The 21,297-nt window shown below is 51.2% G+C and carries 26 protein-coding genes; 19 read left to right on the top strand and 7 right to left on the bottom strand.

The genetic code is table 11. From position 1 onward, the window contains the following. The first annotated feature begins 52 nt into the window (after positions 1–52). Together R70723_RS19595 and R70723_RS19590 are read left to right on the top strand one after the other, a co-directional pair. Positions 53–604, top strand: coding sequence for a hypothetical protein (locus tag R70723_RS19595; protein ID WP_156123831.1), 552 nt, complete (start codon positions 53–55; stop codon positions 602–604). Positions 605–712: 108 nt separating this feature from the next. Continuing rightward, entirely contained in the window at positions 713–1,594 is an 882-nt protein-coding gene (locus tag R70723_RS19590; RefSeq protein WP_039874569.1) for an AraC family transcriptional regulator, read from the top strand. 52 nt (positions 1,595–1,646) lie between these two features. Here R70723_RS19590 and R70723_RS19585 read toward each other — a convergent pair whose 3' ends face one another. The 3 genes from R70723_RS19585 to R70723_RS19575 all read right to left on the bottom strand — a co-directional run bounded on the left by R70723_RS19585 (position 1,647) and on the right by R70723_RS19575 (position 3,690). Continuing rightward, positions 1,647–2,429 carry a helix-turn-helix transcriptional regulator gene (locus R70723_RS19585; protein ID WP_039874566.1) on the bottom strand — a complete coding sequence of 261 codons (783 nt, stop codon included), beginning with the start codon at positions 2,427–2,429 and terminating at the stop codon, positions 1,647–1,649. 18 nt (positions 2,430–2,447) lie between these two features. Further along, positions 2,448–3,029 carry a LysE family translocator gene (locus tag R70723_RS19580; protein WP_039874564.1) on the bottom strand — a complete coding sequence of 194 codons (582 nt, stop codon included), beginning with the start codon at positions 3,027–3,029 and terminating at the stop codon, positions 2,448–2,450. A gap of 88 nt (positions 3,030–3,117) precedes the next feature. Next, positions 3,118–3,690, bottom strand: a complete 573-nt coding sequence (locus R70723_RS19575; protein ID WP_039874562.1) for a TetR/AcrR family transcriptional regulator — start codon at positions 3,688–3,690, stop codon at positions 3,118–3,120. Positions 3,691–3,862: 172 nt separating this feature from the next. Here R70723_RS19575 and R70723_RS19570 point away from each other — a divergent pair, with 172 nt between their 5' ends. Beyond that, complete coding sequence (locus R70723_RS19570) at positions 3,863–4,783, top strand: ketopantoate reductase family protein (RefSeq protein WP_039874559.1); 921 nt, start codon at positions 3,863–3,865, stop codon at positions 4,781–4,783. Between the two features lie 95 nt (positions 4,784–4,878). Further along, positions 4,879–5,424 carry a GNAT family N-acetyltransferase gene (locus R70723_RS19565; RefSeq protein WP_039874555.1) on the top strand — a complete coding sequence of 182 codons (546 nt, stop codon included), beginning with the start codon at positions 4,879–4,881 and terminating at the stop codon, positions 5,422–5,424. 18 nt (positions 5,425–5,442) lie between these two features. On the opposite strand, the gene R70723_RS19560 is transcribed toward R70723_RS19565, so the two are convergent. Together R70723_RS19560 and R70723_RS19555 are read right to left on the bottom strand one after the other, a co-directional pair. Beyond that, positions 5,443–6,276: a DUF6544 family protein gene (locus R70723_RS19560; RefSeq protein WP_039874552.1), complete on the bottom strand. Its 834-nt coding sequence runs from the start codon at positions 6,274–6,276 to the stop codon at positions 5,443–5,445. A 7-nt stretch (positions 6,277–6,283) separates the two neighbouring features. Next, positions 6,284–6,892, bottom strand: a complete 609-nt coding sequence (locus R70723_RS19555) for a MarR family winged helix-turn-helix transcriptional regulator (protein WP_231574753.1) — start codon at positions 6,890–6,892, stop codon at positions 6,284–6,286. Between the two features lie 242 nt (positions 6,893–7,134). On the opposite strand from R70723_RS19555, the gene R70723_RS19550 reads away from it, so the two are divergent. The 4 genes from R70723_RS19550 to R70723_RS19535 all read left to right on the top strand — a co-directional run bounded on the left by R70723_RS19550 (position 7,135) and on the right by R70723_RS19535 (position 10,654). Continuing rightward, on the top strand, positions 7,135–8,172 hold the full coding sequence (locus R70723_RS19550; protein ID WP_039874549.1) for a daunorubicin resistance protein DrrA family ABC transporter ATP-binding protein: 1,038 nt from the start codon (positions 7,135–7,137) through the stop codon (positions 8,170–8,172). Continuing rightward, positions 8,156–8,968, top strand: coding sequence for an ABC transporter permease (locus tag R70723_RS19545; protein ID WP_039874546.1), 813 nt, complete (start codon positions 8,156–8,158; stop codon positions 8,966–8,968). Before R70723_RS19550 ends, R70723_RS19545 begins: the two co-directional genes overlap by 17 nt. A 482-nt stretch (positions 8,969–9,450) precedes the next feature. After that, positions 9,451–9,930, top strand: coding sequence for a DUF6530 family protein (locus R70723_RS19540; protein WP_039874544.1), 480 nt, complete (start codon positions 9,451–9,453; stop codon positions 9,928–9,930). A 361-nt stretch (positions 9,931–10,291) separates the two neighbouring features. Continuing rightward, positions 10,292–10,654, top strand: a complete 363-nt coding sequence (locus R70723_RS19535) for a GIY-YIG nuclease family protein (protein WP_039874541.1) — start codon at positions 10,292–10,294, stop codon at positions 10,652–10,654. Between the two features lie 60 nt (positions 10,655–10,714). On the opposite strand, the gene R70723_RS31650 is transcribed toward R70723_RS19535, so the two are convergent. Continuing rightward, entirely contained in the window at positions 10,715–11,506 is a 792-nt protein-coding gene (locus tag R70723_RS31650; RefSeq protein WP_331281990.1) for a PhzF family phenazine biosynthesis protein, read from the bottom strand. A 280-nt stretch (positions 11,507–11,786) separates the two neighbouring features. Between R70723_RS31650 and R70723_RS19525 the strand changes: the two genes are divergently transcribed. The 9 genes from R70723_RS19525 (at position 11,787) to R70723_RS19485 (ending at position 16,639) form a co-directional block, all read left to right on the top strand. Then, the gene (locus R70723_RS19525; protein ID WP_197071784.1) at positions 11,787–12,056 is read left to right on the top strand and encodes a hypothetical protein; all 270 of its coding nucleotides are present in this window, start codon (positions 11,787–11,789) and stop codon (positions 12,054–12,056) included. Beyond that, positions 12,053–12,727, top strand: a complete 675-nt coding sequence (locus R70723_RS19520; RefSeq protein ID WP_039874540.1) for a hypothetical protein — start codon at positions 12,053–12,055, stop codon at positions 12,725–12,727. Before R70723_RS19525 ends, R70723_RS19520 begins: the two co-directional genes overlap by 4 nt. Before the next feature lie 64 nt (positions 12,728–12,791). Further along, positions 12,792–13,484, top strand: a complete 693-nt coding sequence (locus R70723_RS19515; RefSeq protein ID WP_372238229.1) for an AAA family ATPase — start codon at positions 12,792–12,794, stop codon at positions 13,482–13,484. A 44-nt stretch (positions 13,485–13,528) separates the two neighbouring features. Beyond that, entirely contained in the window at positions 13,529–13,777 is a 249-nt protein-coding gene (locus R70723_RS19510) for a hypothetical protein (RefSeq protein WP_039874536.1), read from the top strand. A gap of 111 nt (positions 13,778–13,888) precedes the next feature. After that, the gene (locus R70723_RS19505) at positions 13,889–14,260 is read left to right on the top strand and encodes an iron chaperone (protein ID WP_039874535.1); all 372 of its coding nucleotides are present in this window, start codon (positions 13,889–13,891) and stop codon (positions 14,258–14,260) included. A gap of 115 nt (positions 14,261–14,375) precedes the next feature. After that, the gene (locus tag R70723_RS19500; protein WP_039874534.1) at positions 14,376–14,912 is read left to right on the top strand and encodes a GNAT family N-acetyltransferase; all 537 of its coding nucleotides are present in this window, start codon (positions 14,376–14,378) and stop codon (positions 14,910–14,912) included. Positions 14,913–14,936: 24 nt separating this feature from the next. Further along, positions 14,937–15,401 (top strand): hypothetical protein, encoded by a 465-nt coding sequence (locus R70723_RS19495; RefSeq protein WP_039874533.1) that lies wholly within the window; start codon positions 14,937–14,939, stop codon positions 15,399–15,401. A gap of 43 nt (positions 15,402–15,444) precedes the next feature. Then, positions 15,445–16,074 (top strand): immunity protein Imm33 domain-containing protein, encoded by a 630-nt coding sequence (locus tag R70723_RS31645; protein ID WP_047171164.1) that lies wholly within the window; start codon positions 15,445–15,447, stop codon positions 16,072–16,074. A 22-nt stretch (positions 16,075–16,096) separates the two neighbouring features. After that, positions 16,097–16,639, top strand: coding sequence for a hypothetical protein (locus R70723_RS19485; RefSeq protein WP_039874532.1), 543 nt, complete (start codon positions 16,097–16,099; stop codon positions 16,637–16,639). A 261-nt stretch (positions 16,640–16,900) separates the two neighbouring features. On the opposite strand, the gene R70723_RS19480 is transcribed toward R70723_RS19485, so the two are convergent. Beyond that, positions 16,901–18,772, bottom strand: a complete 1,872-nt coding sequence (locus R70723_RS19480; RefSeq protein ID WP_039874531.1) for an LTA synthase family protein — start codon at positions 18,770–18,772, stop codon at positions 16,901–16,903. A gap of 213 nt (positions 18,773–18,985) precedes the next feature. Between R70723_RS19480 and R70723_RS19475 the strand changes: the two genes are divergently transcribed. Together R70723_RS19475 and R70723_RS19470 are read left to right on the top strand one after the other, a co-directional pair. Continuing rightward, on the top strand, positions 18,986–20,542 hold the full coding sequence (locus R70723_RS19475) for an ABC-F family ATP-binding cassette domain-containing protein (RefSeq protein WP_039874528.1): 1,557 nt from the start codon (positions 18,986–18,988) through the stop codon (positions 20,540–20,542). Positions 20,543–20,892: 350 nt separating this feature from the next. Next, complete coding sequence (locus tag R70723_RS19470) at positions 20,893–21,294, top strand: hypothetical protein (protein WP_039874526.1); 402 nt, start codon at positions 20,893–20,895, stop codon at positions 21,292–21,294. Positions 21,295–21,297 lie beyond the last annotated feature (3 nt).

Here is a 21,297-nt window from a genome sequence, read left to right as displayed (position 1 = left end):
TGGCTGCAAAAGAATTCGTACCGTCCTACATGCCATGGAGGATGAATGGGTTATGCTAACTACCAGCAAAAAAATGATTACAGCGCTGACGCTGCTGCTTACCCTTACGGGATGTTTTTATTCGGGGCCCGGGGAGGATGTTCAGGTCAACAGCGAGCCAGCTATAGCTTCTGCCGAGGATAGCCGGGACTACGGTCTGTCCTCACTCGTTATTGAGCTACCTGAAGGATGGGAGCTGGATAAAGGGGATAAGCTGAATTACCTGATGGTAAATGAACGGGGAGAAGCAGCGGGAAGGATCTCTTCAAGTCCATACGAAGCCAATTATGAATTCAATCATACGCTGCCTAATCACAGCTCGGTTATTGACGATGAAACGATTCAGCTTCCGGCCGGAGCGTGCCGGCTAATAACCCTTGATGCCGATAACGGTCCCGCTGCGTCTGGCAAAACAGGAACACATAATACCTATTACGGCGTTGTTTCGGTTCAGGATAAAGTGATCTATATTCTCGATTTTACGAACCTGGATAAAGACCCGAAGAGCAAGCAGCAGTTTATTGATATTTTGAACACCATTTCCATTAAGGAACCCGATGCCTGAGCAATGCAAAACGGATAACAGCTGAATAACCGTCAATTCCGTGCACCAACTGTCGGGCCGGACCGGATTCATTTTGTTACTCTAACGTTAAGGAAAGGAGGCAGGCGCATGAATCTGCTGGAAGATATGAATAAAGCGCTAAGCTATATTGAGGAGCAGCTGGCGGGCGAAATCAATTACAGGGAAGCGGCGAGGCTGGCCATGTGCTCGGAGTATCATTTTAAACGGATGTTTTCCTTTTTGGCAGGGATTCCGCTCTCTGAATATGTGCGCCGCAGAAGGCTTACTTTAGCCGCATTTGATCTGCAGCACAGCCCGCTCCGCATCATTGATATTGCCGTAACCTACGGGTACAGCTCGCCGGATGCATTCACCAAGGCGTTTCAGCTGTTCCACGGCGTGACTCCTTCAGAAGCCAGATTAAATGGACAGCCGCTGAAGGCCTTTCCCCGGATGACGTTCCAATTAACGGTCAGAGGAGGAAATGAAATGAATTACCGGATGGAAGAAAAGGAAGCGTTTCGTATAGCTGGCCTGCACCGGAGGGTGCCGATTGTGTTTGAAGGGGTGAACCCGGAGATTGCCGCCATGTGGCAGAGTCTGAATATGGAGCTGATCAGCGAGCTCAAGGCCCTCTCCAATACGGCTCCGCGCGGGATGCTCAGTGCCTCGGTTAACTTTTCTGAAGAGCGGATGGAGGAAAAGGGGGAGCTGGACCACTACATCGGGGTGGCCACAACACTGGAATGTCCGGAGACCTTCGCACAGCTGGAGGTACCTGCGGGTACTTGGGCGGTTTTTGAAGCGGTGGGCCCATTTCCGGAGACTCTCCAGAATGTATGGGGCAGAATTTACTCTGAATGGTTTCCCTCTTCGCATTATGAGCTGGCAGAGGGTCCGGAGATCCTGTGGAATGAGAGTAAGGATACATCCTCGCCGGAGTACAGAAGTGAAATCTGGATTCCTGTGCAAAAGAAAAACGAAGAGTAACAGGCAAAAGCTCCTGCGGGTAACCATTGTTCCCGGGGAGCTTTTGATTATTTTAGCTAAGCTGTGACATATACTCATAGGCGGTGATGCCGAACATGCTTTTGAAATGGCGGTTCAGGTGGGTAAGGTCAAAGAAGCCGTATTCTGCCACTGCCGCATAAATATCCTTGGTGCGTTCGATGGAGCGTCTGGCATGCTCGATTTTACAATTCAGAAAAAACTGATAGGGGGAGATGCCGGCATGCTGCTTGAAACCGCGGATGAACTGGAACTTCGACATGCCGAACGCAAGGCAAAGCTCATCCAGCTTGAGCACATCGCCAAGACTGCCCAGCATCATTTCTTTTGCCTGACCGATAAACCGGTTATCCGTTCCCGATCTGCTCGCGGCTGTATCGTCAGCTGTCCGGGCAAGGCGTTCAATCAACGACAGCAGCAGCTCGGCGGATAATGCATCCTCCCGGCCGGACTGGACCGCACCGGAAAGGTCACAAATCTGCCGGGCCAGCCCGCGGTCATACACGATCGGAGCATCAAAGCGCAGCTCCCTGCCGCCAAGCGCCTCCGATACGAGCTCCGGCCGGAGATAGAGCATAATATAGTCAATGCCGTTCCGGTCATAGGAGCTGCCGTCATGATACTGCTCCCGGCTAAACAGCATGACGCCGCCCCGGTGTGAGGACTGGAAGCTGCCGCTGAGCTGATACTGCTGGATGCCGCGCAGGGTGACACCGACCGCATATTCCTCGTGGCAGTGTTTTTTGTACGTAAAGTCGCTCATGCTTGCGGATAGGGCCAGAACATCCTCTGATTTTTTGTAAATAAACTGCTCCACAGCTTCCGCCTCCCTCCTCTACAAAATTCCCGAAACCATTACAGCCGAGTATATCATAAACAGTGCCATAACCGTGTTCGCCGCCCGCCGGTGAGCCTGCAGAAAGGCTCTGAACACCGCTCCGAATACCAGCCAGGCCATAAATGCCAGGAACCCGATAACCGTTATGACAATGACGAACACGGTGAGAATAAGCGGAGAGCTGTAATAAGGCAGGATATAGCCTGGGATTACAGTTAGCGTAAACAGGATTACCTTAGGGTTGATGAACTGCATCAGCAGGCCGGAGGCAAAGCTGGACGTATTGTGATTCTGGGCTTCCGCTGTGTTCATACGGTAAATCTGATAGGCCAGATACAGCATATACAGGCTGCCAACGGCCTGCATCACGGTGAGAACACCGGGCAGCACGCCGGCCAGTATCCGGTTCAGCAGGGCAGAAGCGGCAAGCAGCAGGCCAAAGGCCAGCGTTGCACCCCATACGTACTTCATGGCCTGCTTCAGGCTGTTGTGCTGGACTGTGGAAAGGATGACAATGTTGGTCGGTCCCGGAGTAAAGGTGACAACGACGCAATATACAAGAAAAGCGGTAAGATTCATGAGGACCTCCTGTTGTGTAGTCAACATGAATCGTACACCGGAACGCACGGCGGCTATAGTACATTATTGCAGCAGACTGGCGTAGGCCTCAGACCAGCTGTTTGCCGGGCAGCATCTGATTCTGCTCCAGCATCGCCCATAGCTGCCCGGTAATATCTTCGGCTGAATAGGGCAAGGGGTTCGTGAACCACCATTCGATCACTCCAACAGTCGCGGAAGCCATAAATTGAATTCGTACCTCCTGATCCACCCCGGCGGGGAACTGCTCCTCCGTAAATTGCTGACGGATACCCAGGCAGATCATCTCAAGCAGGCGGCTGCGCAGGGCGGGAACTCCCTTGCTTGTCAGCAGGGTGGTGTAGAACGCGGTATGCTTTTCCAGCATAGTGAATACACGCAGCAGGGAGTCTTTTGTCGGATATGGGGGTTCATTATTCCCTTCCAGCGGCATGCAGCTGGCGATGAGCTGATCCAGATGGGTCTCGATGCATAAGTCCAGCAGGTGGTACTTGTCCGTATAATGGGCATAGACGGTTCCGCGGTTAATGTCTGCGCGCTCGGCAATTTCATTGATTGTAATCTTCTCGAATTCCTTTTCCGCCATCAGGCTGATCAGGGCCTCCATTATGGCTTCCTGGCTTTTCCGGACTCGTCTGTCCATGCGCGTGCTCTCCTTTGATTCAGCTTATTTAAAAAAGTTATCGGACATTTGTGTGCATTCTGTCGGGTAACCTACAATAACGCCGATTTTAACAATTGTACAGAAGGATAAGCTGAATTATATTGGACAAATGATCGAAAAACAACATTTGTTCGAAAAAGAGGGGATAAAGATGAAGACATTGGTTTATGGCGCAGGGGTGCTCGGAAGCTATCTGGCGCATGTGCTGATCCAAGGCGGAAATGATGTAACGATGCTGGCGAGAGGGAGCCGGGCGGAGGAGCTGAAGCGGAACGGACTGATCATCCGCCACTATTTTCAGCTTAGGACGACCACTGACCCGGTGAAGGTAATCAGCACGCTTGAGCCCGAGGAGCATTATGATCTGATTTTTGTCGTGATGAAGTTTAATGACTTCCCGGCAGTCCTGCCGGTGCTTGCAGCGAATATTAGCAGCAACATTGTCCTGGTGGGCAATAATCCGGAGGCGCATGCTACGCAGAGAATGCTGGAGGAGCTTAGCGGAAATAAGAAAAATATGGCGTTCGGATTTCAGCTGAGCGGCGGACGGCGGGAGAAGGACCGCATGATTTCCGTCCGCGCAGGTGGACAGATGGTGCTTGGGGCGCTGGACGGACCCGTTCCCTTCCAGGACATGCTGGCTACGGCCTTTGCACATACCAAATATAAATTAAGCTTCCTTGAGGATATCGATACGTGGCTGAAAAGCCATATTATCACGATTCTGCCGATGAATCTCGCTACATTTGCGGTTAAAGGCGATGTGAAAATACTTGCGCGCAACAAAAAGCTGCTGCAGCAAATTATCACGGCGATGGATGAAGGCTTCAGTGTGCTTGAGACACTGGGATATACTGTAGTCCCGGCAGGTCAGGTTAAGGCAGTCCGTTCCTACCGCAGGCTTATGTATCTGTTCCTAAAGGTGTATCACAGGCTTCCGGTCGCCCGGATGATCGATGGCTCGGTGCATGAGCTTACGGCGCTTAACAGCGCTTTTGACAGGCTGAAGCAGCAGGCAGGGGTGGGAACTCCGGTTTGGGATGAGCTTGTTGCCCTGAATGGCGAAAGGTAAGACTGGCTGAACGCAGAATCCGGCGACAATTCGGGCGAATTTGTGTACACTAGGCTTAAGCACATGCTTAATCTGCATCTGAGGTGTCGAAAAGAATGGATAATGAGCTAACCATAAGCAGGCTAACAGCCGGGGACAGGGGCGCGGCAGCGCAGATTTTCGAGATTTCAATTACGGATGCCTTTGAACAGGAAGGGCTGGGGGATCTGCGGGAGGATCTGGCTCAGGAGATCGACGGTAAAAATCATCTGGTCCAGGCTGCGCTTTCCCGTGCCAATCCGGACACTTTTCTGCTGCTGGCCAGGCTGAACGGCGAAGCCGCCGGAACGATATCCTTCGGGCCCTGCGGTGAAGAAGTGCGGATATGCACCGGCGGACGGCTGAACGATGTAGGTGAGCTGGGCAGCTTGTACGTACTCCCGCAGTTGCAGAACCGGGGTATCGGATCAGCGCTGATCCGTAGTATGGCCGAGCTGCTGGATGGACAGGGAATTGAGCAGTTTTGTCTGGACAGCGGCTATAAGCGCGCACAGCAGAGATGGCTGCAGAAGTTCGGTGAGCCTTATGTAACCGCCCAGGACTACTGGGGTCCCGGCAATCCGCATATGGTGTGGCTATGCAAGGTGAAGGATTACGTGTAGACTGCCGGTGCCCGGGACTTAACGATATTCCAGGCGGAGATTATCACTGTCAAAATAGACGAGATCCCCCTCATCATAATGCCATACGGCTCTCAGCCGGTTGGGCTGGCGGATGCCGTTAATGATTCTGTAGTTATCCATGTATGCCGTCCAGCGTACGTTCTGCTTGGAGCCGTCTATGCCTATTGCGGTACGGTCATCTGTAGTAAAAGATATGCACTCGCCGTTCTCGCGGAAGCTGAAGATGCCGCTGGCTGTGCTGCCGTAACGGGAAATGGTCGCTTGGGCGTGCAGATCATCAATGGGCTTCCAGGTGACATAGCTTTGGAGAGCAGCACTTGGCAGCAGTAAAGCTTCCGAGAGAAAGGTGACCAGACAGGCCTGATCCATTTCAGCCCCCCGTTCATTGAAGAGCGTGAACACCTTGCCCAGAACCCCCTTCATTCCCCCCGTACCCTCAATATAGGTATCAAGCCCCTGAAATGGAATACCGTACAGCTTCGTATTGATAAAAGCGGCCCTGGCTGTATGTGCTGCGGAATTAACCTGCTTGTAACCGATGCTGATAATAGCTTTGCCGGGACCCAGGCTAAACTTAACATTGCGGAATTCAGCCTGCATTGCGGACATCTTCGCGCAGCCGGTAAAGCCAGCCGTTTCAAAATACCTCCGAACCGGAGGCGGGAGTGGTGTCCAATCCTCTGCGGTGAAAGCAGTACCTGAAGCCGGTTCACCGGTTATTAGGTTGTTAGACAGCCGCTGAAACCGGGTTTTGATTCCTGAGTAGGGAATCCGCCAAAAGACCAGGACAGCAGCAGCCAAACAGATTATAGTGATGGTTAGCACAATCATGAATAATCTACTCCTTTTCAACAGCCGGAGAACCGGCTTCCATCCGGATGATATTCCGGCTCAGCCCGGCTAATCCGCGGAACAAACCGCCTGTTAACTCCCCGTCGAAGCCATTGAATAATTCTGCCATGAACTTCTCCTCTTTCCCGCTTCTTCCCGCCAAATAAACCATACATGCCTCAGTCAGCCGAACACGGACAATCCTTGCATCCTGTGCATCCTTGGCCAGCTCCACCAGCCCTTGCTTTTCAAGTAACAGCGCCATCTTCTTGACATTCTGCCGTGAGCTTCCGGTCATTGCCGCGAGATCGGACAAGGTAGGGGCAGCCGAGCCGCTTTTCAAAATAACAGCGATCAGCAGCCACTGCTTCGTCGTCATTTGCGCATCGAGCTTATCGCCCAGTGCCTGAATCCGGTTGGCAAGCATGAGTAAAGTCCCCAGAATGTATGCTTGTTGTTCTTGTTGTTCTTGTTGTTCTTGTTGTTCTTGTTGTTCTTGTTGTTCTTGTTGTTCTTGTTGTTCTTGTTGTTCTTGTTGTTCTTGTTGTTCTTGTTGTTCTTGTTGTTCTTGTTGTTCTTGTTGTTCTTGTTGTTCTTGTTGCTCATTCTCATTCAAAATGATCATCTCCTGCGCTGAAGGGTAACTAGTTACCTATTTAGTATATTCAATAATCCCCGCGGTGTCACTACATCCCGGGGCGGAGATATAAATGGTCTTGGAGACTGTTAAGCAGGGCCGGGGAGCAGGAGTATAATGAGGCAGCAGTGAACGTTCCGAAAGGATACATACACGTTTACATTCAGTTTAAATAAGGGATTTAAGATCCTTATATATTAGCAGTGCAGGAGGAGAGGCCAATGAATCAGCAAGGAAACAAAGCTGGGCAGCAGGGTGAATTAGCGATTGAGGCGCAGGGGTTAGTCAAAATTTTTGGAGATAACCGCGCGGTGGATGGCGTGGATTTGAGGGTGCCTACCGGCACCATCTACGGGGTGCTGGGGCCCAACGGTGCGGGAAAAACGACCGCGATCCGTATGCTGGCTACACTGCTTAGACCGGACGGCGGCTCAGCCAGAATTTTCGGGCATGATGTAGTGAAGGAGCCGCAGATCGTGCGGCAGCTGATCGGAGTGACCGGACAGTATGCCTCGGTCGATGAATCGCTCAGCGCCACCGAGAATCTGGTGATTTTCTCCCGGCTGCTCGGGCTGGGCCGTGCCGATGCTAAGCGCAAGGCGGCGGAGCTGCTGGAGGAGTTCGGGCTGAGCGAAGCGGCCAGACGGCCGCTGAAGAATTTCTCCGGCGGGATGCGCCGGCGTCTGGATCTGGCGGCAAGCCTGATCGCGCAGCCGCCGCTGATTTTTCTGGATGAGCCGACGACCGGGCTTGATCCGCGGACCCGCAACCAGATGTGGGATACGATCCGCCGTCTGGTAGGCTCGGGCTCGACCGTGCTGCTGACGACGCAGTATCTGGAGGAGGCGGATCAGCTGGCCGACCGGATTGCGGTGATTGACCATGGCCGGGTTGTAGCCGAAGGCACCGTCGATGATCTGAAATCCTCAATCGGCAGCTCATCGCTGCATCTCAGAGTCCGGAATACGCAGCAGATGATGCTTGCCCGTCAGACGGTTGAGCGTGTGCTCAAGGTACAGACGGCTATCTCAGCAGAAGCGGCAGCAATTACTGCGCCTATGGGCAATGCGGATGCTGTGACCGACCTGCTGATTGCCCTCCGTGAAGCAGGGATTCCCTTGTCGGAGATGAGTGTACAGAAGCCGACGCTCGATGAGGTGTTTCTGTCACTGACCGGCAGCAGTTCAGGGGAAGCTGCCCCACAGGCATCAGGAAAAGAAAAACAGGTGGAGGGACAGAAGTATGAGTACATTCATTAAACCGGGCGCAGAGCGCCAGCTAAAGAACCATTCCAGCCTTGGTCAGTCGTTGCGCAATTCATTAACAATGGCCTACCGGGGGCTGCTCAAAATCAAACGCACACCGGAGCAGCTGTTCGACGTTACGCTGCAGCCGATTATTTTCACCCTGATGTTCACCTATATCTTTGGCGGGGCAATCTCCGGGGACGTGGTCAGCTATCTGCCGGTCATTATTCCGGGCATTCTAGTCCAGACAGTCATTACGACTTCCATAGTAACCGGAGTGCAGCTGCGCGAGGATATGGAAAAAGGGGTCTTCGACCGCTTCAAGTCACTGCCGATCTCACGCATCGCTCCGCTGGCCGGGGCGCTGCTCGCCGATACCGTCCGTTATACGATTGCTACGGTGCTAACCTTCACTATGGGGTACCTGATGGGCTATCGTCCTGAAGGCGGCCTTGGTTATGTAGCCATAGCGGCCCTGCTGGTTATTGGCTGCTCCTGGGCAATCAGCTGGATTTTTGCCTTCTTCGGTGTAATTGCGCGTACGGCTTCCAGCGTTCAGGGAATTTCGATGATTGTCCTGTTCCCGCTGACCTTCATGTCCAATGCCTTCGTACCGGCAGATACGATGCCGGACTGGCTGCAGTGGTTTGTTGCAATCAACCCGATCTCCCATCTGGTCACCGCTGTCCGGGAGTTAACCAACACAGGAACAGCAGGCGCAGACCTTATCTATTCCCTGATTGGCGCCGCTGTGATCGTGGCGGTCTTTGCCCCTATTACGGTGCGAGCCTACATGCGGCGCACATAAACTATTGTGATAGCTGTGTAAATGTGCGAAATGAAGGGCACAAATGCCTCTGATTTCGCCGGATGCAGCTAAATGAGCAAAATGAAGGGCACAAATGCCTTTGATTTCGCCCGATGCGGCTAAATGAGCAAAATGAAGGGCAATAATGCCCTTGATTTCGCCGGAAGCGGCTAAATGAGCGAAATGAAGGGCGATAATGCCTTTGATTTCACCGGATGTGGCTAAATAAGCGCAATAGAAGCAATTCAAAGAAAGGAATGTTCTAAAGACGTATAGTCTAGGGACATTCCTTTTTTTGTATGCGGATTGACAGATCATGGATTGAAGGGTATTATGATTTTGGATTTACTAATTTACTAAATTACTAAATTAGTAAAATCGAGAGGCCAAAGCAGCAACCCAAAGCAGCAACCCAAAGCAGCAACCCAAAGCAGCAACCCAAAGCAGCAACCCAAACTATTTATAACTGGAGCGTGTGAACAATGAAAATTCCTACGACGTTGAAGCATAAGCCTGTAATTGTATCCGAGAATTATGAGCAGGTGGACGGCCGTTATGCCGGTAATACGGATGCACAGGGCCTGTCACTGGGATTAGCCCAATGGAATGACCGGGGTAAGGTGGATATTTCAGCCAAGGTGTGGAGACATACGGGAGAGAAATGGTCCAGACAGTCTGAGGAGCTGCCGATGCACCGGGTGCTTGACCTGGCGATTCTGATCTGCAGAAGCAGCCTGTATTTTCAGGATGCCTACCGGCTGCCTGATATGTATGATGCTGAGAACCCGCAGATTGACCGGATCGGACTGCAGGGCGACGCGATGAATGTGGCGGTGTGTACCGATAATCCGATGATCGGCAACGATATTAAGCTGTTTGCCCAGGCGCTGGGCGAGGACGGCGAAATGATTGGTGAACGCCTGAGCGTCCTGTCACGGGTGCTGAAGGAGATGGGCTATTAAAGCTCAAGCCAGCTGCCTGCCACGGCTGAGCTAACTATGCAAGCTGAACTAAATATTGACGCTCAGCAAATAGCCCCGGGAACTCAGCATTCGCAAGATCAGCAAATAGCCCCGCCGACACAGTATTTGCAACAGTAAATTGCCCAGCAGAACACAGCATTCATAAAATCAGCAAATTGCCCAGCGGAACTCAGCATCCGTAAAATCAGCAAATTGCCCCGCGGAACACAGCATCCGAAAAATCATCAAATTGCGCCCGCCGAACGCAGCATTCGCAAGATCAGCAAGTTATCTTATACGCTCACCCTGTATACCCACACATTAAGCAACAGAGCGCAGATCAACGAGAGGAGAGAATCACATGGACAAGAGCAAACGTAAAGAGCTGCAGGAGGAATACAAACAGATCAAGACCTACATGGGAGCTATTCAGATTACCAACAAGGTCAGCGGAAAAATCTACATCGACTCGTTCTCCAACCTGAAGAACAAATGGTTTACCCTCCAGATGCAGCTGGACATGGGACGGTTCGCGAATGCGGCCCTGCAGAAGGATTGGACGGAGCTCGGTGGCGCGGAGAACTTTACCTATGAGGTGCTGGAGCAGAAGGAAGCCGATGAAACGGCCGATATCAAATGGGAGTGCAAGCAGATGCTGAAGCAATGGCTCGACAAGCTGCAGCCGTATGAGGATAAAGGGTATAATAAACCGTTACTCCGTTAAAATTACTCCGGCAAAATAAACCAGCCGCATGAGCTCAAGCGAGACTCATGCGGCTGTATTTTAATCGATCAGCCATTCTCCCCGGGCCACCTGATGGACCAGTCCCCCGACGCTGATGGCAAATTGGCCAGCTATTGTCTCTGCATTAACATGAATTAACGACGGTCTGCCGATCATGTACCCCTGTTCTACTCGATACTGCAGCCGGCTGCTGCCCAAGACCTCATACTTCAGCAGGTAGCCCGCCAAATTGCCGTTCGCACTCCCCGTAGCCGCATCCTCCGGAAATCCGGAATCCTCACAGAATACCCGCACATGAAGAGCATTGTCCTCATGAACCGTCTCCCTGCAAAAGACAAGCAGATTCGCCCGGAAAAATTCCGCCAGGAACCTTTCATAAGCGATATGGTTAATCCGGCACGATTGCACAGCCTCCAGCGAGCGCAGCGGCACAATAATGGAAGGAAGACCCGTGGATATCTCCTGGACAGGATAATCCGGCTCCAGCTCGTCCGGGCTGATACCCAGAATCTCAGCGATAACCGCAGCATTCACCGTGCTTCCGAATTGAGGAGGATTCTGCTTCATCCACAGCTTGCCGCTGCTGTCCGGCGAAACAGGAATTTGTCCTACCCCGAGATTCAGTACAACGGTGGTGCCGGAATCTTCATTTTCCCTCTGACGGATCCGCTGCTCAATCTCCTGCCGGATAATAAAGGCTGTCCCCAGACTCGGATGACCGGCAAAAGGCACCTCTGTATCCGGGGTGAAAATCCGCACATTATAACCGCCGTTCACCTGCTCATCTGATGCGATAAACGTGGTTTCTGCGAAATTGGTTTCTTTGGCGATTTGCTGCAGCAGCGTCTAAAGAAGATCAGCGGTATGGCGGAATACGGCCAGCTGATTGCCTGCATATTTTTTTTCACCAAAAACATCTACAATATAAAAAGGAATCGAACTCAACTTATAGCCTCCCCGGATCGTTAAGAATACTGTCAAGAATAAAGGGTAGCCGGGCGGATTGCAAGATTCCGGTGCCGTGCTTCAGCAGACTTAATCCTTCATCACCCGCAACTTCCAAATATAGGAGACGTATATAAGGGAAAACGAGCGGATAGGAGGAGTTGCCATGGGAAACAGTGCTAAGAGGTTTTTAAAGCTGTTTTATAAAAATGTAAAAGAGATCCGGGCCCCGGCCCCTTATGAGGTAAACAACCTGCGTGTCATCTGCGTTCATTGCCGGCATGACCGGTTTGACCATAGCTTTGCCCAGTTGAATACGGCTTTGCTGAGCTTTTTTAATCTGGATTTTGCGAACCGTTCGGCTAATATTCTGACCTGTGACCGCTGCGGGTATGTTCACTGGTTCAATAAAGATATCAGGAAGGTGAAAATGTGATAAAGACAAAAGCCTTTGCCGGATTAACCACGTGTATGATAGCGGCAGGTCTATTGCTCACAGCATGTAACACGGAGCCCAAGCCCGATAAGCTGTCCCTCCAGGATGCTGAAGCTGTTATCCGGGAGACACTGGGACAACAGTCAAGCACCGCTGTGTTAACGGGTGAGCTGACTGAAATTACTCCGGAGGACGTGTGGACGGAGACGGGCTATCAGCTTTTTAAGGATGGCAGCAGTCTGGACACCTATGTTGTAGCAGACGGCAAAGCTGCGGTGCTGGGAACCGGCTTTGGCGGTTATGGGGTTACTAGCGTTGTGCCTTTTGATGTGAGTGGTGACGGGACGAAGGATCTTGTGTATGCTTATTCCTACGGGTCAGGTATCCACCGTTCGGTGATGTCCTGGATGGACCTCAAGAGTATGGCCGAGTATCCGGTGCAGAGTACCTTGGAAGACGGCGGCTTCCGGACCTATGATCTTATTTTGCAGCAGGAAGAGGATTCAATCGGCGTATACCAAATTAGCGGTGAACAAAACCGGGAAACGACAACCAAGGCGCTGCTGAGCTATCCGGCTCAAAAGGATGTCCAGTCCATGAAGCTCACCAAAGACGGTGCACTCGTACGGGAGAATGACGGACTTTATTATGAAGCAACCGGCGGAGATTAAGCGAACAGGTATATACTAACAACAGGTTGGGAGATGATGCTGCTTGTTCCTGCGCGGTCTGGAAATGATGCTGAACAATATACCGGAGCCCCGCCGCTACCCTTTTTCCATCCCGGCTTTGAAGAATCTTGAGCGGCTTGAATTTAAGAACAATGTAACGTTTCTGGTCGGAGAGAACGGGTCAGGGAAATCCACTCTGCTGGAGGCGGTAGCGTACCAGTGCGGCTTCAATACGGCAGGCGGCGGCCGGAACAATACCTATGAGGTAGATGCCTCGCATTCGGCACTGGGCGAACACATCCGCTTATCCTGGCTGCCAAAGATTACGAATGGATTTTTTCTGCGGGCAGAGACCTTTTACCATTTTGCCTCCCATCTGGATACAATGCCTGAAAGCCTGCGGTATTACGGGGGCCAGTCACTGCATAAGCAGTCGCACGGGGAGGCCTTTTTGTCCCTTTTTACTAACCGGTTCGGGAAAAAAGCGATCTATCTGCTGGACGAGCCCGAAGCCGCGTTATCACCTGCAAGACAGCTGTCTTTGCTGCGCATTATCAAGGATCTGGAGAAGGAAGCCCAGTTTATCATCGCGACGCATTCGCCGATTCTGCTCGGTTACCCGGGTGCGCAGATTCTGAACTTTGACAGCCACCCTGCCGGAGAGATCCGGTATGAGGATACGATGCACTACATCATTACCAGACAGTTTCTGGAGAACCGGAATGCGGTTTTGCGGGAGCTGTTCAGTGACGAGTGAACGAATGATTGATTGAACGAATGAACATCGCAGGAGGAATCATCATGGCAAAGGAATATTCAAGAGCATATCTGGAAAGTGTGAAGCAGGAGCTGCTAAACAGGCTTGGACTGAAGCAGGTATATTACAAGGGGATGGCCGGCGATGACCTGCTGTTTGAGGCGACGGGCTTTGACCGGGGAACCTCTCATAAATTTTGTGTCCGGACCAAAAACGGCTCGGTTGATGAAGCAGTCGGCGGCAAATGGATGAAGGTACGCGGCTTTACCGTTAAAAGTAAGGAATTAGGCTAAACTCCCGGCATTAGCTGCTTCGCTGGATTTGTGGCGGTTTTTTGACTAAGTTCCTTGTATTCGATATAGTTGAAACCAAGATAGAGGCAGTTGAGAGACAGGAGGAACAGCATGGAGGTTTTTGCAGAGTACCTGGACGGGATCAAGAATGCTGCACACCGTACCCGGACGGAAGAGGTGCTTAACTGGGTAGCCGGACGTTTTCCTGAGCTGGAGCCCAAAATAGCCTGGAATCAGCCGATGTTCACCGATCATGGCACCTATATTATCGGTTTTAGTGTATCCAAGCAGCATATGGCTGTTGCACCGGAGGTAGCGGGAATTAACCGGTTCTCCGGTCAAATCGTACAAGCCGGCTACGATCATACGAAGCAGCTGCTGCGGATAAAGTGGGAAAGTCCGGTTGACTACTCCCTGCTTGAGGAAATGATTGAATTTAACATTCTGGACAAAGCAGACTGTGCCACCTTCTGGCGGAAATAGAGTAAGTAGTTTAATACAAAAGAAAGCCGGCCGCAATGCTTTTCATTGTGGCTTTTTTGTATTTCTGAGAGAATATAACAAAGTCAGTTAACTGTAGAAAAGGATGTGGCTTAATATGCAGTTCGAGACGGAACGGTTATTGATCAGGGAGTTTACGCTTGAGGATTTGGAGGAGGTCCATGCCTATGCCTCAGATCCGCTGGTAGCCAAGTATATGATCTGGGGACCGAATACGGAAGCCGAGACAAGAGATTATATTAGCTTGACCATGGAGCTGCAGAAGCAGTCGCCGCGCCGCGATTACGAGTTGGCAGTTGTGCTGAAGGCTACCGGTCAGTTGATGGGCGGCTGCGGGATTCATCTTAGCGAGCCCCGGCAGGGGGAGATCGGCTATTGCTTCAATCCTCTTTTCTGGAACAAGGGATATACGAGTGAAGCTGCAGCGGCGCTGCTCCATCTCGGATTCGGTGAATTTGCGCTGCACCGGATTTATGCCACGTGCCGGCCGGACAATATCGGTTCAGCGAAGGTGATGCAAAAAATCGGCATGCGTTACGAGGGGCACCTGCGGGAGCATATGTGGCATAAAGGCAGATGGCATGATTCCTTCCTGTATTCGATTCTTGAACATGAATATATGCAGAAATTCTGAATATTCCCGTATAGGGGGCATAAGATGAGAAAAATCAGCTTGTTTGTTCTTTCGGCTTGTGCAGCTGCAGCCTATCTGATTCTGGCCGGTTGCTCCAGTGAGGTTACGATGCCGAGCGAGCCTATTAAACCCGAGGTAAGGATACAGAAGGAGCAGGTATCGCTCGTTAGCGGAGAGTCCTGCTGGGCGTTAACCGAGAAAGAGGGACTATGCTCAGATCCCCCGCACCCGGATACTTTTTATAAGACAGTCAAGGAAGGAGCGGTAACAGCCGGCGGCGGGAAAAAGCTGACCTTTGATTATCCGCTAAAGCCGGAGGCATTCTATCTGACAAGGATTGACCCGGACGGCACCGCGGAATCAGTAGGCAAGCCAGATCAATACAGCTACAGACTTCCCGGAGAGCCGGGGGAATATATCTACAAATTGTCGGCGGTCTGGGATGAACGGCGTTCGGCGGCGGTCTATTTTGCCGTAGTCATTAAGTGAATGTGCGGAAATAGGGTAATAACCGAGTAAGGAGGAATGCTGAGTGGAATGGATATTAGAAAATGTTGAAGAAACCAGCCTACTGTACCCGGAATCGTTCTTTATTCCCTCTGAGCATGAAAGAAGCTCCCAGCAGACCGGAAGACTGGTCAGACTGCATTTCGTATTAACGAATCCGGCAGAAGGCGGGCCGCGTGCAGAACGGATGTGGGTGGAGATTACCGGACAAGACCCTGTCAGCTGCCGTTATACCGGTATTTTGACCAATGCACCGGAATACCTGAAGTCACTGAAGCATGGAGACACGGTACAATTTGAACCGAAGCATATTGCCCGCACCATTCTTCGTGAAGGTGACCCGCTATGGCTGGCAGTCGGCGAGAAAATGGCGCTCGTCTCGAAGAAATGCCTGGAGCCCGGCAGCGCGGTGCACTGGATGTACCGGCAGGCCCCGGACCGGGAGCAGGACAGCGGCTGGAGGCTGTTTGCCGGGGATGAGGATGAAGCGTATCTCGGAAATTACAGCAATGTGCGATTGATGCACGTATATGCCATGATGGATCAGGACCCGAGCCTGCTTGAGCCGTTTAAGGGAGAGGTTGGCAGTGCTTTTGAGCGGGAGAGCAGGGACGGGGCATGGGTCCGGGTGAGGGATTGGGTGCTGGAGGAGTAGGTGGGCCGAGGGGGAAAGTGTGATGCCGGAATACTCGCATATTCAGACTTATGTGAGGTACAGTGGACTTAAATGGGAAGTGGCGGACAACGGTTTTATGTATCAAGGCGGGAATGCAGATGCAGAGGAGGTCCCTGTAGAGGGGCTTTCGCTGCATGTGCGGTCTTATTTGGTTGGTCTTACGCCTGAGGTGTTTCCCGAGCTGTCTGAGTCGTGGCTTGAGGTGAGCTTGCTGTTCTGGACGGAGGAAATTACAGCAGATTACAGAACGGGTGAGCTGAGAAGTGAGGTACAGCCCTATATTTGGAGTCTCATGGAGCAGTTTGCGGATTACTATGATCAGGCGGGAATTTACTTTACGGACGAGGCGACTGGTGGCAAGCCATGGGATGCGGCGGTGACCGGAAACAACGGAGAATTGTGGTCATTTGATGCTGCACTAATTCCTGAGGAGCTTATTGAGCGGTATGGCCGGCCTGATGAACAGCTGTTTCACTATACATACTCCGGGAAACGTTTACTATTGGTACGTAGAGAGGTTTGGGGTGGGGAACCGTGGCTGTAACTTCCACTGAATAACTGTACTTTGTGCAACTATATCAACGACTTTTTGAGTTTTATCGGTTTAAGTGTACTCGGTGCAACTATTATCGGCCCTTTTGAGCTAAAGCGCAGTTTTAGTCCAAGATAGTTGCACGGAATACACTTATTCCTGAAAAAGTGGCTTTACTCCCCGGTTTAGTTGCAGCGAATACACTTATTTCTCGTTTAGGCCCGATACAACAAACAGCCGCCCCATCAGGAGCGGCTGTTTAATGCTAATGGTCTATTCTTCCTCCGCAACCTCACGGTCCGGAAGCTGCGACACATAGCTGTCAGACAGCTGGAGCAGCTTCAGCGCCGAATTGAATTCGTCTTCGGTGGACTGCAGCGGCTTGTCGCCGTCGCCGGACAGCGTGTAATGCTGGCCGTCCTCGAAGCCGCTGCCGGACAGGAACAGCTCTTCATTGTTGACGAAGGAACCGGTCGGCAGATAATAACGCTGCGGCAGCAGGTTGTATTCTCTCTCGTTCAGAATATCCTGGCCAAAGTGAATATGTTTGTCAAGCGGCACGCCAAGCAGATTGGCTACTGTCGGCAGAATGTCCACCTGACCGCCTAGCTGGTTCTGTACGCTGGCCATGGGTACTCCGGCAGACGAAATGATCAGCGGAATGTTGATCAGGTCGCGTTCGGTGTATTCTTTTCCGAGAATCTCCTGCAGCAGAACCTTATCCTCATCCTTCAATGAGAAAATCGGCAGTCCGCGGTGGTCGCCGTACAATACAACCAGGCTGTCATCCCATACGCCGTTCTCCTTGAGCTCAGCGATGAACTGCCCCAATGCATAGTCTGCGTAGTTCTGGGCGCGAATGTAGTTACCGACAAAGGTACCCTCATACCGCTCCGGCAGTGTCATCTGATACTTGTTCTCCGGGATGGTAAACGGATTATGTGAGGACATCGAAATGACATGGGAATAGAACGGCTGGCTGCTCTCATTCATCCGGGCCAGTTCTGCAGAAGTCCTGGAATAGAGCACCTCATCGGAAGAACCGTAGAAGATCGTATCGTTCTCGCCAAAGAAAGCTTTGTCATAATAACGGTTAAATCCCAGCGCCCGGTACAGCTCGCCGCGGTTCCAGAAATCTACTTCATTCGTATGGAAGGTTGCGGTGTCATAGCCCTGCTCCTGCAGCAGCTTGGGTAAGCTTGGCAGCTCCTTGGGCGCATAAATCTCGGTTGCCGGACCGTCCGGCGGTACATAGAACGAGGTGTTAACGATAAACTCCGCGTCCGAGGTATTGCCTTGGCCGACCTGCTGGAAGAAGCGCGGGAAATAGATGCTGCTGTCTGCCAGCTTATTCATGTTCGGTGTAATTTCCTTGCCGTCGATGGAAAGATGGATCAGGAAGTTCTGGAAGGATTCCATTTGAATAATGACCAGGTTTTTACCCTTGGCGGCCCCGTTCAGAATCGGTTCAGTCTTAACGGTAATGCCTTTAGTCTGATCAATGACAGACTGCGTAATCGCCGAGCTGTCGATCAGCTCCTCCTCATCATCTGCAAGCAGGGCATAGGCTTCGTAATTGAGAATACCCATCTGCTCGGCCTGAACCGTTTCGTTCATACTGGCTTTGTTCGGGAAGATATTCATCATACAGATCACGAGCGAAATACAGAACAGGACGGCGACAGCCTTACGGTTGCTGCGGCGTGACATCGCCTTTTTCCAGGCCACTGCCTTCTTGCGGCTGAGCATGATCAGGCTGATGACGATAATATCCAGGAAGATCAGCATGTACTGCGGATGGAGCACGGCAAAAATACTCTTTTTAACGGCACCCACCTGTTTAGCTTGGCCAAATACCTGCGAGGTAGCAATAATTCCGAAGTGGTTGTGGTAGATGATCAGTGAAAAGAATAAAACGGTAATCAGCAGATTGACGAGCATGTAAATGGCGATCTTCCGCTTTGTGGCGAACCACTCAATCAGACAGAAGATAATCAGGACAAAGGGGATTTCTTTGAACAGGGTACTCCAGGTCGGCCCGTCTTCGAACAGGTAGTACCAGGCAAAGTAGCTTTTTAACAGCATAATGATAGAGAAGAATAGTATAGATCGTTTACTGAGTGTGCGTGGTTCCTTCAACCGCATTGCTTATGCGCATCCTTTACACTTTAATTAGTTCATTCTATTACATCGCAGCTTGCAAATTCAACTCTAATAGATTACCTGAAAATGCTGAAAATTCCTATGTAAAAATCAAATATATTTTGCAGCAAATATTTTCAATCCCTTCTGGAGTTGCGGCCCCAAAACCTTTATAATATGACGAGTATACTTTGTAAAGGAAAAGGTGTTAACTTCATGAGCATATTAAATGTAGAGAAGCTGAGTCACGGGTTTGGTGACCGGGCTATTTTCACGGATGTATCCTTCCGCCTGCTGAAGGGTGAGCATATCGGTCTGATCGGTGCCAACGGTGAAGGGAAGTCTACCTTCATGAACATCATCACGGGTAAGCTTCAGCCGGATGAAGGCAAGGTTGAATGGGCTAAGCGCATGCGGGCCGGTTATCTCGATCAGCATGCCGCGCTGACTAAGGGACAATCAATTCGTGATGTGCTGCGCAGTGCCTTCCAGTACCTGTTCGATATGGAGCAGGAAATGAATGATATGTACGGCAAGATGGGCGATGTCACTCCGGAGGAGCTGGAGCAGCTGCTGGAGGATGTCGGTACGATTCAGGATACGCTGACTAACCAGGACTTCTATATGATCGACGCCAAAATCGACGAAACTGCCCGCGGTCTCGGCCTGACCGACATCGGTCTGGACAAGGATGTTCACGATCTGAGCGGCGGACAGCGCACCAAGGTACTGCTTGCGAAGCTGCTGCTGGAGAAGCCGGACATTCTGCTCCTCGATGAGCCGACGAACTATCTGGATGAGCAGCATATCATCTGGCTGAAGCGTTACCTGCAGGAATACGAGAATGCCTTCATTCTGATCTCCCATGATATTCCGTTCCTCAATAGCGTAATCAATCTGATCTACCATATGGAAAATCAGTCGCTTTCGCGTTACGTCGGCGATTACGAGTATTTCCAGCAGGTGTATGAGGCGAAGAAGTCGCAGCTTGAATCTGCGTTCAAGCGTCAGCAGCAGGAAATTTCTGACCTGAAGGACTTCGTTGCCCGGAATAAAGCGAGTGTGGCTACCCGTAATATGGCGATGTCACGCCAGAAGAAGCTGGACAAGATGGAAGTCATCGAGCTGGCCAAGGAGAAGCCGAAGCCGCAGTTCAATTTCAAGCAGGGCCGTACTTCCGGCAAGGTTGTATTTGAGACGAAGGATCTGGTAATCGGCTATGATTCTCCGCTCTCAAGACCCCTTGACCTGAGCATGGAACGCGGACAAAAGATCGCGCTCGTCGGCGCCAACGGTATCGGTAAAACGACACTTCTGCGCAGCATTCTCGGTCAGATCCCGACTCTTTCCGGTTCCGCCAGACTTGGCGACCTGCTGGAAATCGGCTACTTCGAGCAGGAAATGAAGGATGCCAACTACAATACCTGTATTGAAGAGATATGGACAGAGTTCCCTTCCTTCACCCAGTTCGAAATCCGCGCGGCACTTGCCAAATGCGGCCTGACCACCAAGCACATCGAGAGCAAGATTGCGGTTCTGAGCGGCGGCGAAAAAGCTAAAGTCCGGCTCTGTAAGCTGATTAACCGTGAATCCAACCTGCTCGTACTCGATGAGCCGACGAACCACCTTGACGTAGATGCCAAGGAAGAGCTGCAGCGTGCGCTCAAAGCGTACAAGGGCAGCATCCTGCTGATCTCCCACGAACCGGAGTTCTACCGCGATATCGTAACCGATACGTGGAATTGTGAGTCGTGGACTACAAAAGTATTTTAATAAAGTATTCTAATCTGTATAGCTGTGTGACGGGCTGCCTCGGTGAGGCGGCCCGTTTTTGCGTGGAGGCGGCGGATTGTATAATCCTTTATAGGTAAGCGGGGGTGTAGCTGGTATTATATTGGGTATCGGAGCTTAGGAGGAGGGGTTATATGAGAGTAAACATGCGGGCAGGCCGAAAGCCTAAAAAAGAAGAGCGGCTATGATTTGTAAAAACAGTAAACACAGCCTTATAAGCCTGCTGGCTATTATATTACTGGTATGCGTCAGCGCTGGCTGCTCCGGAAAGGTTGACAAAGATGCAGCAACAGATAACCCGATCGACCGTGCCTTCAATGAAGATATCAAAAATGCATCAGCTAGCTACAACTGAGGTAAGGTATGTAGCTCATACGTATTTGGCGGCATGGGAGGCGGAATGGAACTATCTGTTTGAGGGCTTGATGAAGCACTACCAGTTTGAAGAAGACAAAAACATACTGAGGGAATATAAGAAGAGCTATGAGGCTTTTATTGAAGCGGGATCGACGCTGGAGTGGACAGACTGGACGGATACCTCTGTAGCGCCAGGCAAAGATCGCCCATACGGAACCGGAACAATAGGTGCTTCTTTAATGGAGGAAGCCAGCTTATACCGTAATCAGGTTCTGTACCTGATAGATAAGTACTATTCTGATTCAGAAAAGTACCAATATGGAGAATACACTTATTTGTACAGCGGAAAAGGAGCGGAGTTTGATAAAGCTTTGTAATAT

Source organism: Paenibacillus sp. FSL R7-0273 (assembly GCF_000758625.1).
Taxonomy (GTDB): Bacteria; Bacillota; Bacilli; order Paenibacillales; family Paenibacillaceae; genus Paenibacillus_AQ.
The sequence above is the reverse complement of the archived record's forward strand: the minus strand, read 5'-3'. Positions and strand labels throughout refer to the sequence as shown.